This window comes from Myxococcus vastator, assembly GCF_010894475.1.
Taxonomy (GTDB): Bacteria; Myxococcota; Myxococcia; order Myxococcales; family Myxococcaceae; genus Myxococcus; species Myxococcus vastator.
The window spans coordinates 1-13,960 of record NZ_JAAIYB010000205.1; the positions used below are offsets into that span (position 1 = coordinate 1).

Here is a 13,960-nt window from a genome sequence, read left to right on the forward strand (position 1 = left end):
ATCCAGAGCCGCCGCCCCCCGAGCCGGAGCCCGAGCCCCAACCGGAGCCCGAGCCTCCGCCCCAGTACTCGCGCATCCTCTGGGTGGCGCCCAACGGCAGTGACAGCGCCTCCGCCACGGAGACGGCGCCGCTGCGCACGGTGACGCGCGCGCTGGAGTTGGTGCGACCGGGCGAGGCCATCTACCTGAAGACGGGCACCTACTCCGAGCGCCTCAAGCTGGAAGAGAAGGGCGGCTCCGCGTCCAACCTGCTCACGCTGCGGGCCGCGCCGGGCGCGAAGCCGGTGCTGAAGCCGTCCGGCAGCGGCTCCTCCATGGTGGACGTGCGCGGTGCGTACTGGAGCATCGAGGGGCTCACCCTCGACGCGGGGGGCCATGCCTCCTTCGCGGTGATGTTCCGCGGCGTGGGTTCCCACCACGGCGTGCTGCGCGGCTCCACGCTGAAGAACGGCACCGCGGGCGCGGGCGTCAACGTGTGCGAGAAGGCCAGCGACGTCCTCATCGAGGGCAACACCATCTCCCACTTCAACCGCAACGGGGACGACAGCCACGGCGTCATCGTCCAGACGACGGCGCGCAACGTGGTGGTGCGTGGCAACGACATCCACCACAACTCCGGAGACGCGGTGCAGTGCATCGGCCCCGAGGGCGGCGCCACCATCTCCGGCACGCCCTTCGACAACCTGCTGGTGGAGGACAACGAGCTGCACGAGAACCGGGAGAACGGCGTCGACGTGAAGACGTGCACCCGCGTCACGCTGCGCGGCAACATCATCTGGGGCCACAAGATGTCGTCCACCTCGCGCGGCGAGGGCGTGGTGGTGCACCTGTCCGCGAAGGACGTCACCCTGGAGGACAACGTCTTCTACAACAACGGCCGCGCCATCAGCATCGGCGGGGTGCGCCAGGGCGCGCCGCCCACCAACGTCGTCATCCGCCGCAACCTGGTGCGCGACGGCCTGGGCGGCGCGGAGGAAGGCAGCGGCATCCGCGTGGACACGTCCTCGAACGTGAAGGTGCACCACAACACCCTCTGGAACATGCCCGGTCCGTGCCTCACCTTCGGCCAGGGGGACTCGGGGGCCAGCGCCAGCCTGGATGTGCGCAACAACGTCTTCTCCGGCTGTGGGGTGGCGGTGCGCGGCGGCCCCGGGCGCTCGGGGGCGGTGGTGGATGCCAACCTCTACTTCCGCAACGCGGGCGCGGCCGTCTACCGCCTCAACGGCGTGGACATGGGCTTCTCGCAGTGGCGCTCGCAGAGCGGGCTGGACGGCCGCTCCCAGGAGAAGGCCCCTGGCTTCGTCAACATCGACACCGGGGACTTCCGCCTGGGGTCGGGTTCGCCCGCCCTCAACGCGGGGCTGTCGCTGGGGCTGACCTGGTGCGGGCCAGGCCCGGACCAGGGCGCTTTCGAGTCGGACTGCCCCTGAGCCGTCAGGGCGTGTAGAGTGGGGGCCCCTTCTGCCCTGGACCCCACTCCCCACGTGCCGTCCTCGCTGGAATTCGTATCAGGCATCTCGCTGGTGCCCTCGGACTCCCCCGCGCGGGAGCTGCTGGCCGCGGCCGCCGCGCGTGCGGGTCTGCGCGTGGTGGACGGCCTCGAAGAGGCCTCCCTGGCGCTGGTGGACCTCACCGCGCCGGGAGGGCTCGCCGCGGGGCAGGCCCTGCTGGACGCCGCCCTCGCCGCCCACCTCACGCTGGTGGTGCTGGTGGCCCCGGGCGAAAGCCACTTCGCCACGGCGCAGTCCCTCAAGCCCGCGGACGTCCTCACCGCGCCGGTGGCCATGCACGAGCTGGCCTGGCGGCTCCAGTGCGCCGCCGAGCGCCACGTGGAGCGCGAGGAGCAGGCGCGCAGCCAGGAGGACCTGGCGCTCCTGCTGGAGCTGACGGCGGACTACGCGGAGACGTCCGACGTGGAGGTGCTGCTCCACGGCGTCACCCGGCGGCTGGCGGAGAAGCTGGACATCGCGCGCGCCACGCTGGTGATGCTGGGGCGCAGCGCGGATGAGGGCGTCATCGTCGCCGCCAGTGACGACCCCGCGCTCAAGGATTTGCGCATCGACCTGTCGCGCTACCCCGAGATTCGCGAGGTGATGCGGACGGGCAAGCCGGTGGTGATGCAGGAGGCCTCCACCCACCCGCTGCTGGGGGACGTGGAGCGGCGCGCGGTGGCCGCCCGGGGCATCCACGCCATCGCCGCGCTGCCGCTGCCCATCCGCGGGCAGGTGCGCGGCGTGCTGCTGCTGCGCGCGGCGGGGCGGCGGCGCACCTTCACGCCTCGGGAAATCGACTTCCTCACCACCGTGGCGCACGCCACCGCGGTGGCCCTGCGCAACGCGTCCGTGCTCCAGTCGGTGCGAGGGCAGACGGAGGCGGAGAAGACGGCCCGCCTGGCCGCGGAGGAGCAGGCGGCCTCGTTCAAGCCGTACCAGCTCTTCTTCGCGCACGTCAGTGAAGGCGTGGCCATCCTCGACGACAAGGCCTGCGTGCTGTCGCTGAATCCGTCCGGCGCGGCCATGCTGGACGTGGACGCCGCCGACGTGCGGGGCCGCCACCTGCACCAGGTGACTCAGCCGGTGGATGAGAACGTGCTGATGGAGCTGGTGACCACGGCCGCGCGTGGCGAGGCCCGCTCCGGCACGGACGTGGAGGTGTGCACGCGCACGGGCCGCCGCCTGACGCTGTCCATGTCCGCCGCGCCGCTGCGCGACGAGGAGGCGGCCACCATCCTCTCCTTCCGCGACGTCACGGACGCGCGGAGGCTGGAGGACGAGCTGCTCCAGACGAAGGACTTCCTGGAGCGGCTCATCGACTCGTCGGTGGACGGCATCATCGCGGCCGACCTGAAGGGGCGCATCATCCTTTTCAACAAAGGAGCGGAGGCGCTGTGCGGCTACACCGCGCAGGAGGCCCTGGGCGGCGGCTTCTCCGTCCACCAGCTCTATCCACCGGGCGTGGCGAAGCGGGTGATGGCCATGATTCGGGCGCCCGAGCACGGCGGCAAGGGCCGGCTGTCCCTCGTCCGGGAGGAGCTGATGCACCGCTCCGGTGAGCGGGTGCCGGTGAACATGACGGCCTCCATCGTCTACGAAGGGGGCCGTGAGGTGTTCAGCGTGGGCATCTTCACGGACATGCGCGCGCGCATGCAGCTGGAGCGCAAGCTGTCCGACGTGGAGACGCGGCTGGAGGAGAGCGAGAAGAGCGCGGTCATCGTCGCGCTCGCCGGCACCGCCGCCCACGAGCTGAACCAGCCGCTCACCTCGGTGATGGGCTACGCCGAGCTGCTGAAGCGGAAGCTGAAGGAAGACGACTTCGCCTGGAAGCCGGTGGACATCATCTACCGCGAGGCGGAGCGCATGGCGGAAATCGTCCGGAAGATTGGCAAGATTACCCGCTACGAGACGAAGTCCTACATGGGGGCGCAACAGATTCTCGACCTGGACAAGGCCACCTCCCATGAAGACTGAGACCCGCGCCGTGCGCATCGCCGGCGGCCCTGCCCCCGAGTCCTTCCAGGCCCTGTTCGAGGCGCTCGACGCCCCCGCGGCAATGTGTGACCCGGCCCTGCGGCTGGTGGCCGTCAACGCCGCCTTCCGCCGCTTCTGCGCCGAACAGCGCGCGTCCGTGGAGGAAGTGGCGCGCACCCTGGCCGGCGCCAGCGTGCCGGCGGATGGCGCCAGCTGCGACGTGGAGCTCTTGCCCGACCTGCCCGGCGTGGTGCTGACGCTGTCCCGCCGGGGCGACGTGGTGGCCGTCCGCGCGCGCAACGAACCGGAGCTGTCTCGCAACCGGCTGGTGGTGGCGGAGCGGGCCCTGCTGGAGCAGGCGCGCACCGAAGGCGTGCTGCTGGATTTGGGCCGCAGCGTGGCCGAGGCCGGCGGCGAGGAGGAACTGGTCGCCGCGGTGGCGCGCGGCGTGAAGGAGCTGTTCCCCGGGCGCTCGTTCTGCATCCGCATCACCGACTCGCGGACGGGCGGCCTCACGTCGCTCTACGCGGAGGGGCGGCTGAAGGAAGGCGCCCACGAGCCGCTGGTGCTGATGGAGCGCGCGGTGGACAAGACGAGCCTGGACCGCGCGTCCCTGCCCGGAAGCCGCGTGGTGGTGCTGGGCGACGTCCCCCTGCTGTTCCAGGACAGCACCCATGGCGTGAGCGCGCCGCTGGTGGCCAGCGGGCAGCTCTTCGGCGCCATCAACATGGAGTACCCGGCGGGCTTCGTCTCCGACGTGCCGCATGACGAGCGCGTGCTGCTCCAGCTCGCCAACCAGGTGGCGGTGGCGGTGAAGAACGCGAAGCTCATTGACGAGCTGACGTTCGTCCGCAAGTACCTGGAGGACCTGCTGGAGAAGGCCAACGCCCTCATCCTGGTGGCGAACCGGGAGAAGCAGGTCGTCGTCTTCAACCAGGCGCTCAGCGCGCTCACCGGCTTCGGCAAGGAAGAGGTGCTGGGCCGCGACTTCTTCTCCCTCATCCCGGAGAGCGAGCACCTGCGGCTCAACCAGCTCATCGCCGCGGCCATTCGCGGCGAGCCGGTGAACAGCTTCGAGACGCGGCTGCTGACGAGCAGCGGCGCGGAGGTGCGCGTCTCCTTCGCGACCTCCTCCAAGCTCTCCCAGCACGGGGAGGTGGAGGGCGTCATCGCCATCGGTCAGGACATCACGGTGGTGAAGGAGCTGGAGAAGCGCATCATCCACGCGGAGAAGCTGGCCTCCATCGGGCAGCTCGCCGCCAGCGTGGTGCACGAAATCAACAACCCGATGACGGCGGTGGCCACGTACGCGGACGCGCTGCTCCAGCGCTCGCGCATGACGCCGGGGGCCAACCCGGCGGACCAGGAGAAGCTGCGCAAAATCCTGGAGAGCAGCCACCGCATCCTCCGCTTCACGCGAGACCTGGTCAGCTACGCGCGCCCGGCGCAGGACCGGCCGGAGCGGGTGCAGCTCAACGCCGTCGTGGACATGGCGGTGGGCTTCTGCGAGCACGTGGTGGCCCAGGCGCGCGTCAGCATCCAGCGCGAGTACACAGAGCTGCCGCCCCTGTCCGCCGTGCGCGCCAACCTGGTGCAGGTGTTCGTCAACCTCATCACCAACGCGTGCCACGCGATGCCGCCGGGCGGCTCCGTCATCCTGGCCACGGGCCGTGACGGGCAGGACGCGGTGGTGAAGGTGCGCGACACGGGGACGGGCATCGAACCCAAGCACCTGCAGCGCATCTTCGAGCCCTTCTTCACCACCAAGCCGGAAGGGAGGGGCACCGGCCTGGGCCTCTCCATCTGCCAGGGCATCGTGGAGAACCACGGTGGCCGGCTGACGGTGGAGAGCACCCTGGGCCAGGGGACCACCTTCATCGTGCGCCTGCCGCTGCAGCACGCCTGAGCCCGCGGCTCAGTCCCGCAGGTAGTGGCAGGTGTAGCCGCCCGGGTTCTTCACCAGGTAGTCCTGGTGATAGTCCTCGGCGGGGGTGAACGCGCTGGCGGGCACAATCTGCGTGACGACGGGCCGGGGCCACTTCCTGGAGGCCTCCACCCGCGCCTTCACTTGCTCGGCCACGCGCTTCTGGGCGTCGGACAGGTAGAAGATGGCGGAGCGGTACTGCGTGCCCACGTCGTTGCCCTGACGGTTGAGCGTCGTCGGGTCATGCATGCGGAAGAACCACTGCTCCAGCAGCGTCTCGTACGTGAGCCGGGTGGGGTCGAACACGACGCGCACGGCTTCGGCGTGGCCCGTCCTGCCCGAGCTCACGTCGCGATACGTGGGCTTGCGAGAAGCGCTGGAGCCGCCCGTGTAGCCCACCTCCGTCTGGACGACGCCGGGAATCTTCCGCAGCAGGTCCTCCATGCCCCAGAAGCACCCGCCCGCCAGCAGCGCCGTCTCCGTGAAGGGCGAGGCGTCCTGGCGCTTCGTGGCGGCGGCCGGGACGGGGCGGCCGAAGAGCGGCAGCCAGGCGCCATAGCCCTCCTTCGCCAAGTCGTTCACCGCGACGAAGCGCAGGGCCGCGGAGTTGATGCAGTAGCGCGTCTTCGCGGGCGCGGGCCCGTCCCCGAAGACGTGGCCCAGGTGTGAGCCCGCGGCCTTCGAGCGCACCTCCACGCGCTCCATTCCCTGCGTGCCGTCGCGCTTCTCGACGACGCGAGCACCGTCCACCGGGCGGGTGAAGCTGGGCCAGCCCGTGCCGGAGTCGAACTTGTCGCGCGAGGAGAAGAGGGGCTCGCCGCTCACCACATCGACGTAGAGGCCCTCTTCGTGGTGGTTCCACAGGGGGTTGCGGAAGGCGGGCTCCGTGGCTCCCTGCTGCGTCACCTCGTAGGCGAGCGGGGACAAGGTGCGCCGCACCTCGGCGTCCGAGGGCTTCTCGTAGCGGCGGGGGTCCTGGATGGTGGGGCCTGGCGCGGTGGGCGCGGCCCCGTGGGCCTCGGTGCACGCGGACAGCACGGCGAGCGCGGCAAGGGCCAGCGGCATGAGCCGACGGGCCAGGGATGAGCATGTGGATGCGGTGGGCATGGACGCGGTCTCCGGGCTTTCTGCGGGTACGCGCGAGGCCCCGAAGTGGTTTCCACCGTCACGACTCGCCGCGGGCCTTGTCCTCGTCGTCCAGCTCCCGGGTGAACTCCTCGTTCGTGAGCAGGCCCTTGCGCGCCATGATGCGCATCAGCGCCCAGAACTTCCGCTCCAGCTCCTCGACGCGGTCCGGGTCTTCTCGCGCCTGTCCGAAGAGGTAGTCCAGGTCGTCCAGCACGCCGGCCGCGTTCTCCACGGTGGCCTTGGGCTTCGCGGCGCCGCCCTGTCCGCGCTTCTGCTTGCTCTGCGCCTCGCGGGCGCGAATCAGCTCCGCCAGGGACGTGCGCTGCGTCGCCTCGCCGGGCGGCAGCTCCTCACCGATGATGACCTCCTCGTCGTCCTCTTCGGGCGCAGGCGCCGCGGGGCGTGTCACGGGCGGCGCGGCCTTCGCCGGCTTCGCCGCGGGCCTCACGGGCGCGGGGCGGCTGGCGGTGGGCGAGGCCACCGGCACCTTGTGGTAGTAGCGGAGGATGGCGCCGCGCACGGTGGACAGCGGCGCCACGCGCGGGCTGACCTTGAGCCCGGTGGTGAACTCAATCTCCTCCACCGCCGTCACGTTGAGCGGATCACTCATCGCCACCACGAGCTGCTTGCGCCCGCCCACGCTCTCCAGCGCGATGGGGAACAGGTCATGCTGTTCACAGAAGCGCGCGCGCAGCATGTGCACCGCCGCCCACTCCGGCGTGGTGGCCGCGAGGTCCACTCGCGGCAGCCCCAGGGCCTGGCTCAGCGCGTCCGCGAGCGTGGCCTCCGTGATCGCACCCTGCGCGATGAGGGTGGCCCCCAGCCGCTGTCCTGATTTCCGGTGCGCCGCGAGCCCCGCCTCGAGCTGGGCGACGCTGATCGCCCGCTGCTCCAACAGGAGCTCGCCAATGCGCTTCCTCGCCATGACTCCGGCCTTAACACGCGCGACGAAACCCAGGAAGCAAGCGCGGTGTCACATCCGGAGGCACTTGGGAATACCCCCCAAAATGCCCGCAATGCTGCTTGGCGTCCGAGCTGGCAAGAGGGGGCTGAGCGCAAAATTCCTGTGAGATTTCAGCACTTAACGCCGCTGGGCCTGCCTTGACACCCCAGACGCCCATTCCTAAAGTCGGCACACCGTTTTCAACATCCATTCCTGCCGCCCAACCGGGTGGACCGTCCGCTCGGGGGGACGTCAGGTCTGGAAGGTCCGCTACTGAAACGGGCCAAAGCTGCCTGTGGAGGCAACACTCGATGAACCTGGCGTCTGTGACGAACCTGACCGTGCTGGCGAATGTCGGCGGCCCTCAGCGGGGCTTCTTCGAAGAAGTCGCCATGCGCTGGGAGGCCGGCCAGTGGGGTATGTACCCCATTGCCGCCTGCCTCATCGTGGCACTCGCCATCATGGTCGAGCGAAGCATCATCCTTTTCGGCAAGGCCTCCATCAACAAGGAGGCCTTCCTGCGTGGCCTGAAGAAGCACATCTACGCGGGTGACCTGGACAAGGCCATCAACTACGTGGCCGGCCAGAAGTCCACGCCGCTGACCAACGTCATCAAGGCCGGCCTGATGAACGTCCCCAAGGGCAACGACGAGGTCCAGGCCGCGCTCGACGAGGCCAGCCTCCGCGAGACGCCGAAGATTGAAGCCCGCACCGGCTACCTCGCCATGCTCGGCAACGCGGCGATGCTCGCCGGTCTGCTCGGGACGGTGTCCGGTCTCATCGCCTGCTTCGAGGCCGTGGCCAACGTGAACCCGGCCGACAAGGCGACGATTCTCGCCAACGGTATCTCCGAGGCCATGAACTGCACCGGCTTCGGGCTGCTCACGGCCATCCCGGCGCTCATCTCCTTCTCCGTGCTGACGGGCCGCACGCAGAGCCTCATCAACGACATCAACGAGACCAGCGTCTCCGTCCTCAACCTCATCGTGGCCAACAAGGACAAGTTCAAGAACCTGAACGTCCCCACGTCGGCCCGCGACGAGGAGTAGGAAGTCCTTCGGGAACCCGGAGTCCGGGCGCGCTGTCATGTCCCCACGGGTGTGGGGACGCGCGGCGCGCTCCCAGCAGTCTCACCGGCGCTCACTGAGCGCGGCCGAAGGAGAAGAACGCCATGGCCGGCGGAATGGACACAGGTGGAGGTAAAGGCGGCAAGAAGTCGCTCGACACCTCTATCAACCTCACGGCTTTCATCGACCTGATGGCGGTGACCATCAGCTTCCTCATCATGACGGCGGTCTGGACCCAGATTGGCCGGCTCCAGGTTTCGCAGGCGGGTGGCCCCTCCACGGAGGAGGAGCAGCAGCAGGAAGAGCAGACCAAGACGGTCCAGCTCAACCTGCTCATCACGCCCACGGAGCTGCGGCTGACCGCGGACCAGAGCGCCTTCGAGCCGATTCCCCTCACCAAGGATGCGAAGGGCAAGACGGACCTGTCCAAGCTGGTGGCGCGCTTCAAGGAACTGAAGGCGCAGCTGCCGGACCAGTCCGCCATCACCCTGCAGCCTGAAGACAAGGTCCGCTACGAGGACCTGGTCCGTATCATCGACGAGTGCATCGGCTCTGGGCTGCCCCAGGTGTCGGTGTCCGCGGCGATGGGCTAGCCGCTCACGGAGCTCACGACACCTCATGGCCATCCAGGTTCCAGGCAAGCGATACGGCAAGCGGCTCCAGCACTCCAAGGTGTTCGGGCACGGCGTGGCCGCGAAGAAGAGCGGTTACTCCGACCTCCTCATCACCCCGCTGGTCGACATGTTCATCATCATCGTGCTCTTCCTCATCGCGAACTTCTCCGCGACGGGCGAGGTGCTGATGATGACCAAGGACATCGAGCTTCCCGAGGCGGTCAACGTCCAGGAAGTGGAGATGCACCCGGTGGTGATGGTCTCCGGTGACCAGATCAGCGTCTCCGGCACCATCATTGGCCGCGTGGAGGACTTCACCAAGGACGAGTACCTCAACATCCCGTCCTTGGAAGAGAAGCTCCGCGACATGAAGAAGCAGTACGAGGACCTCCACTCCATGGCGCAGGACACGGCCAACACCTTCAAGGGCGACATCAACATCCAGGCTCACAAGGACGTGGAGTACTCCATCATCAAGCGGGTGATGTTCAGCTGCGCCACGGCGGGCTACAACAACATCAACTTCGCGGTGATTACGGCTGGCGGTGGCGACGCGGAGAAGGAAGCGAGCGCCAAGGCCACCCCGTAGCTTCCAGGTGATGGGGCCTCTGGCCCCCCAGGCGCCCTGGTCCTCGTGGCCAGGGCGTTTTCGTTTTTTGAAGAAGGACTCGAGTTCATGCCGCTTCGCGCCGTCATCTTCGACCTGGATGGAACCCTGGTGGACTCGCTGGGGGACATCGCCGACGCGACGAACCACGCGCTGGCCCACCACGGCCTGCCCACCCACCCGGAGCCCGCCTACCTGCGCTTCGTGGGCAGCGGGGTCAGGGAGTTGATTCGCCGGGCGGTGCCTCCGGGGCAGGACGCGCTCATCGAGCCGGTGCTGGCCACCTACAAGGCCTACTACGACGACCACCTCTTCGACCGCACCGCGCACTACCCGGGCATCCCGGAGCTGCTGACGGCGCTGGCCGCGCAGGGCACGAAGCTGGCGGTGCTCAGCAACAAGTCAGACGACTTCGTGAAGCGCCTGGTCACACGCCTGCTGCCGCGGGTGCCCTTCGCGGCCGTGTACGGTGAGCGGCCGGAGCTGCCGCGCAAGCCGGACCCGGCGGCGGCGCTGGCGCTGGCCTCGGAGCTGGGCGTACCGCCCGCGGCCTGCGGCTTCGTGGGGGACACGTCCATCGACATGGACACGGCGCGCGCGGCGGGGATGTACGGCGTGGGTGTGGCCTGGGGCTTCCGCGAGGTGGACGAACTGCACGCCCACGGCGCGCGCGCGGTGGCCGCCACCGCGGCGGAGTTGCTGGCGGCGCTGCGGGATGCCAGGCCTTGAACAGGAGGAGTACCCATGGACGTTGATGTCTCGCGCCGCGGGCCCCGGGCGCTCGTCTGGCGGCGGTTGCTGTCTCCCGGCAGTGAGTACTTCGAGCTGCGAGCGCGCCCGGAAGGGTGGGAGCTCGCGGGCTCGGTGGTGCTCGTGGACAACGGGCTGCCGCACTTCGTGGAGTACACCGTCACCACCAACGCGGCGTGGGAGACCCAGGCGGTCCACGTCCTGCGCAGGAGCGGGGAGGGCGAGGCACGACTCCAGCTCCGCGTGGATGCGGAGCGGTGCTGGTGGAAGGGCGACGAGGAGGTGGTCCACCTCCGAGGCTGCCTGGACATCGACGTGGCGTGCACGCCCTCGACCAACACCTTGCCCATCCGCCGGCTTGGGTTGGAGGTGGGACAGGCGGCGGACGTGCGCGCCGCGTGGCTTCGCATCCCCAGCCTCGCGCTGGAGGTGCTGCCCCAGCGCTACACGCGGCTCACCCAGACGCGCTATCGGTACGAGAGCAACGCCGGCCGCTTCGTCGCCGAGGTGGACGTCGACGCGCATGGGTTGGTGACGAACTATCCCCCTGGCTGGGAGCGCATCGCCGTCACCGGGGACTGACGCCGACGGGCGCACTCCAGTCCCGCTTCGCTGTTGAGTGGAGGGCGGCGGCCCCGGGCGGTGTGTCGCGCCGGCGACCCATGTCCCCGGACGGCCGCCATTCGAAGCGCCGCTGCGTACAGTGCGGAGCCCATGCGAGCTCCAATGTGCCGCCGCTCTTCCGCCGCGAGACGCGCCGTGGTCCTGGCCACGGTGTGCGTGCTCGGCTGTGGGCGCTCGCCTTCCTCGGGGGAGCGCGAGCCCTTCATCCCCCAGGACACCGCGGAGGTGCTGGCGCGCGTGCCGGCCGTCGGTGTGGATGCGCGCGCCCGCGAGCGCGCCGCGCTCCGCGAGGCCCTGGCCGGGCACGCCGGACAGCTGGACATGGCGCTGCGCCTGGCGCGTTTGGAAATCGAGTTGAGCCGCGTGCTGGGTGACCCGCGCTACCTGGGCCGCGCGCAGGCGGCGCTGCGTCCGTGGTGGGACCTGGCCACGCCGCCGCCCGGCGTGCGGTGGGTGCGCGCCACCCTCCATCATGCGCGGCGCGACCTCCAGGCGGCCTTGGAAGACCTGGACGCGGTGGTGAAGGAGGACCCCGGCAATGTCGACGCGTGGCTGCTGCGCGCGGAGGTGCTGGGGACTCAAGGCGAGCATGCCGAGGCGGCCCGCAGCTGCGAGTGGCTCACCGCGCTGACGTCGCCGTTGACAATCGCGGTGTGCGAGGCCCGGGTGCGAAGCCTCGCGGGGCATTCGCGCAAGGCGCACGCGCTCCTGTCGGAGGCATTGAGGCGCAGTGGGCGCAGTCAGGAGACGCGGACGCGCGCGCTGGCCACGCTGGCGGAGGCCGCCGCGCTGGCGGGGGACTCCGGCCTGGCGGAGCGCTACTTCCTCCGGGTGCTCTCGCTGGAGCCGAAGGACTCCGCCGCGCGCGCGGCCTTCGCGGACCTGCTGCTGGACGCGGGCCGTGCGCGTGAGGCGGTCGCCGTGGTGATGGACCACACGCAGGATGACCGGCTGCTCCTGCGCCACGTGCTGGCGGAGAACGCGCTCGGCTCTTCGCGCGCGCCCGAAGTCACCCAGGCCTTGTCCCGCCGCTTCGAGGCGAGCCGCCTGCGGGGGGACAATCTCCTCGCACGCGAGGAGGCCCGCTTCGCGCTCCAGGTGGAGAAGGCGCCGGAGAAGGCGCTCCGGCTGGCGCAGGCCGCGTGGGCGTCACGGCGTGAGCCGTGGGATGTGCGGTTGTTGCTCGAAGCCGCGCTGGCCGCGAACAGACCGGAGGCGGCCCGGCCCGCGCTGGACTTCCTTCAGGCTTCGGGCTGCGAGGACCCGGGGCTCGTCTACCTGGCCGAGCGCGTGCGGAGTCTGCTGCCATGAGCCGCGTCGCCGCGCTGGCGCTCTTGTGGGTCTCCCTGGCCGCCCAGGCGCACAAGCCGAGCGACAGCTACCTGCACCTGACCGAGGCGGACGGCCCCGGCATCTCCGGCCGGTGGGACGTGTCGCTCCAGGACCTGGACGACGTCCTCGGGTTGGACGCGGGCGGAGACGGCGCCATCACCTGGGGCGAGGTGCTGGCGCGCGAGGCGGACATCCGGCGCTACGTGCTCGGCCGGCTGGTGCTCGGGGTGGAAGGTGGACCCTGCGCGCTCGTCTCCCGGGACGGGCTGCGCATCCGGCGGCACTCGGACGGGGCCTACGCGGTGCTGGACTTCGACGCGCGCTGCGCGGGCCCCGCCGCGCGGCTGGACGTGGACTACACGCTGCTGTTCGACCGTGACCCGCTGCACCGGGGCATCGTGCACGTGGGCGCGCGCGAGCCGCTCATCTTCTCCGCGTCCCAGCACTTCGCGCGGGTGCGCCTGCGGGACGAGTCTGCCTGGCGCACCGCGGAGCGCATGACGGTGGAGGGGGCGCTGCACGTCGTGAGCCGGGCCGACCACCTGCTCTTCCTCTTCGCGCTGTTGCTGCCCTCCGTGCTGCGCCGGGACGCGGACGGGCGGTGGGTGGCCGTCGCGGACTTCGCCGCGGCGCTGTGGGACGTGGTGAAGGTGGTGTCCGCCTTCACCGTGGCGCACGCGCTGACGTTGGTGGCCGCCACGCTGGGCTGGGTGTCGCTGCCGCCGCGCTTCGTGTCGGTCGCCATCGCGCTGGGCATCCTGGTGGCGGCGCTCGACAACGTCCGCCCGCTGGGGCGGGGGACTCGCTGGGCGGTGGCCTTCGTGCTGGGGCTGCTGCACGGCTTTGGCTTCGCGTCGGTGCTGGCGGGAATGGGGCTGTCCGCGGGGCGCCTCACGCTCGCCCTGTTGGGCTTCAACCTGGGCGTGGAGCTGGGACAGGTGGCCTTCGTGGCCGCGCTGCTGCCCCTGGCCTTCCTCCTGCGCGAGGCGCCGCTCTACCGCCGCGCCGTCGTGGTGGGCGGCTCGGTGGCCATCGCGCTGCTGACGTGCCTGTGGTTGGCGGAGCGCGCCCTGGGCCTGGGCGTGTCGGCTACCTGACACGCGGGCGCGTCACACGACCGTGACTCTGTACTTGTCCTTGTCCTCCGCCCGGTTGTGGGCGGTGACAGCGGCGATGATGTGGCACACCCAGCCCAGGCACCCACCGGTGCCAATCCAGAAGCCTGGGGTGATGATGAGCCAGAACAGGCCCCGGAGCAGGTCCCCGTTGTAGATCTGCCCCACGCCAGGGATGAGAAAAGACAGCAGGGCTGCGATTGCGGGACGCGACATGGTTCGGGTGACCTCCTTGTCTTCCCCTACGGGCGAGTTCCGGAGCCATTGCATTTCGCCTATCGGCTCCTGGACGGTTGCCTTCCCGTCAGCCGGGGGGCAGGTGCAATGGCGGCGGTGCCCCGGCTAGCATGGCGCTCATGGATACCTGCCGGGTCGGCGGGCGGGTGTCG

General features: G+C 70.1%; 13 protein-coding genes. 10 read left to right on the top strand and 3 right to left on the bottom strand.

The genetic code is table 11. The annotated features are described in order from the left end of the window. The 3 genes from G4D87_RS20520 to G4D87_RS20530 form a co-directional block, all read left to right on the top strand. Positions 1-1,430 (top strand): right-handed parallel beta-helix repeat-containing protein (locus tag G4D87_RS20520; protein WP_163783759.1); only part of this gene is annotated, 1,430 nt, incomplete at its 5' end. Positions 1,431-1,484: 54 nt separating this feature from the next. Continuing rightward, positions 1,485-3,467, top strand: coding sequence for a PAS domain S-box protein (locus tag G4D87_RS20525; protein ID WP_240358439.1), 1,983 nt, complete (start codon positions 1,485-1,487; stop codon positions 3,465-3,467). After that, the gene (locus tag G4D87_RS20530) at positions 3,457-5,373 is read left to right on the top strand and encodes a GAF domain-containing sensor histidine kinase (protein ID WP_240358440.1); all 1,917 of its coding nucleotides are present in this window, start codon (positions 3,457-3,459) and stop codon (positions 5,371-5,373) included. The genes G4D87_RS20525 and G4D87_RS20530 overlap by 11 nt, the downstream gene beginning before the upstream one ends. Before the next feature lie 9 nt (positions 5,374-5,382). Here G4D87_RS20530 and G4D87_RS20535 read toward each other — a convergent pair whose 3' ends face one another. Together G4D87_RS20535 and G4D87_RS20540 are read right to left on the bottom strand one after the other, a co-directional pair. Beyond that, complete coding sequence (locus G4D87_RS20535; RefSeq protein WP_163783761.1) at positions 5,383-6,456, bottom strand: bifunctional methionine sulfoxide reductase B/A protein; 1,074 nt, start codon at positions 6,454-6,456, stop codon at positions 5,383-5,385. A gap of 100 nt (positions 6,457-6,556) precedes the next feature. After that, complete coding sequence (locus tag G4D87_RS20540; protein ID WP_163783762.1) at positions 6,557-7,444, bottom strand: GspE/PulE/PilB domain-containing protein; 888 nt, start codon at positions 7,442-7,444, stop codon at positions 6,557-6,559. Positions 7,445-7,773: 329 nt separating this feature from the next. Here G4D87_RS20540 and G4D87_RS20545 point away from each other — a divergent pair, with 329 nt between their 5' ends. The 7 genes from G4D87_RS20545 (at position 7,774) to G4D87_RS20575 (ending at position 13,553) form a co-directional block, all read left to right on the top strand. Next, positions 7,774-8,511: a MotA/TolQ/ExbB proton channel family protein gene (locus G4D87_RS20545; RefSeq protein WP_140795753.1), complete on the top strand. Its 738-nt coding sequence runs from the start codon at positions 7,774-7,776 to the stop codon at positions 8,509-8,511. A 122-nt stretch (positions 8,512-8,633) separates the two neighbouring features. Next, positions 8,634-9,122 carry an ExbD/TolR family protein gene (locus G4D87_RS20550; protein ID WP_140795752.1) on the top strand — a complete coding sequence of 163 codons (489 nt, stop codon included), beginning with the start codon at positions 8,634-8,636 and terminating at the stop codon, positions 9,120-9,122. 25 nt (positions 9,123-9,147) lie between these two features. Further along, a complete protein-coding gene (locus G4D87_RS20555; protein ID WP_163783763.1) occupies positions 9,148-9,732 on the top strand; it encodes an ExbD/TolR family protein in 585 nt (194 codons plus the stop codon). Between the two features lie 87 nt (positions 9,733-9,819). Continuing rightward, the gene (locus tag G4D87_RS20560; RefSeq protein ID WP_163783764.1) at positions 9,820-10,479 is read left to right on the top strand and encodes an HAD family hydrolase; all 660 of its coding nucleotides are present in this window, start codon (positions 9,820-9,822) and stop codon (positions 10,477-10,479) included. A 15-nt stretch (positions 10,480-10,494) separates the two neighbouring features. After that, on the top strand, positions 10,495-11,082 hold the full coding sequence (locus G4D87_RS20565; RefSeq protein WP_163783765.1) for a putative glycolipid-binding domain-containing protein: 588 nt from the start codon (positions 10,495-10,497) through the stop codon (positions 11,080-11,082). Between the two features lie 132 nt (positions 11,083-11,214). Continuing rightward, positions 11,215-12,435 (top strand): tetratricopeptide repeat protein, encoded by a 1,221-nt coding sequence (locus tag G4D87_RS20570; RefSeq protein ID WP_163783766.1) that lies wholly within the window; start codon positions 11,215-11,217, stop codon positions 12,433-12,435. Then, the gene (locus tag G4D87_RS20575) at positions 12,432-13,553 is read left to right on the top strand and encodes a HupE/UreJ family protein (RefSeq protein ID WP_163783767.1); all 1,122 of its coding nucleotides are present in this window, start codon (positions 12,432-12,434) and stop codon (positions 13,551-13,553) included. The genes G4D87_RS20570 and G4D87_RS20575 overlap by 4 nt, the downstream gene beginning before the upstream one ends. A 12-nt stretch (positions 13,554-13,565) precedes the next feature. Here G4D87_RS20575 and G4D87_RS20580 read toward each other — a convergent pair whose 3' ends face one another. Next, positions 13,566-13,841, bottom strand: a complete 276-nt coding sequence (locus G4D87_RS20580) for a DUF5683 domain-containing protein (protein WP_163783768.1) — start codon at positions 13,839-13,841, stop codon at positions 13,566-13,568. Between the last annotated feature and the right edge of the window lie 119 nt (positions 13,842-13,960).

Bases quoted from the DNA above. Each gene is read 5' to 3' on its own strand.
- G4D87_RS20560 (WP_163783764.1), top strand. From the start codon at position 9,820: ATGCCGCTTCGCGCCGTCATCTTCGACCTGGATGGAACCCTGGTGGAC.
- G4D87_RS20540 (WP_163783762.1), bottom strand. From the start codon at position 7,444: ATGGCGAGGAAGCGCATTGGCGAGCTCCTGTTGGAGCAGCGGGCGATC.
- G4D87_RS20580 (WP_163783768.1), bottom strand. From the start codon at position 13,841: ATGCAATGGCTCCGGAACTCGCCCGTAGGGGAAGACAAGGAGGTCACC.
- G4D87_RS20555 (WP_163783763.1), top strand. From the start codon at position 9,148: ATGGCCATCCAGGTTCCAGGCAAGCGATACGGCAAGCGGCTCCAGCAC.
- G4D87_RS20565 (WP_163783765.1), top strand. From the start codon at position 10,495: ATGGACGTTGATGTCTCGCGCCGCGGGCCCCGGGCGCTCGTCTGGCGG.
- G4D87_RS20535 (WP_163783761.1), bottom strand. From the start codon at position 6,456: ATGCCGCTGGCCCTTGCCGCGCTCGCCGTGCTGTCCGCGTGCACCGAG.
- G4D87_RS20550 (WP_140795752.1), top strand. From the start codon at position 8,634: ATGGCCGGCGGAATGGACACAGGTGGAGGTAAAGGCGGCAAGAAGTCG.
- G4D87_RS20570 (WP_163783766.1), top strand. From the start codon at position 11,215: ATGCGAGCTCCAATGTGCCGCCGCTCTTCCGCCGCGAGACGCGCCGTG.
- G4D87_RS20545 (WP_140795753.1), top strand. From the start codon at position 7,774: ATGAACCTGGCGTCTGTGACGAACCTGACCGTGCTGGCGAATGTCGGC.
- G4D87_RS20530 (WP_240358440.1), top strand. From the start codon at position 3,457: ATGAAGACTGAGACCCGCGCCGTGCGCATCGCCGGCGGCCCTGCCCCC.
- G4D87_RS20575 (WP_163783767.1), top strand. From the start codon at position 12,432: ATGAGCCGCGTCGCCGCGCTGGCGCTCTTGTGGGTCTCCCTGGCCGCC.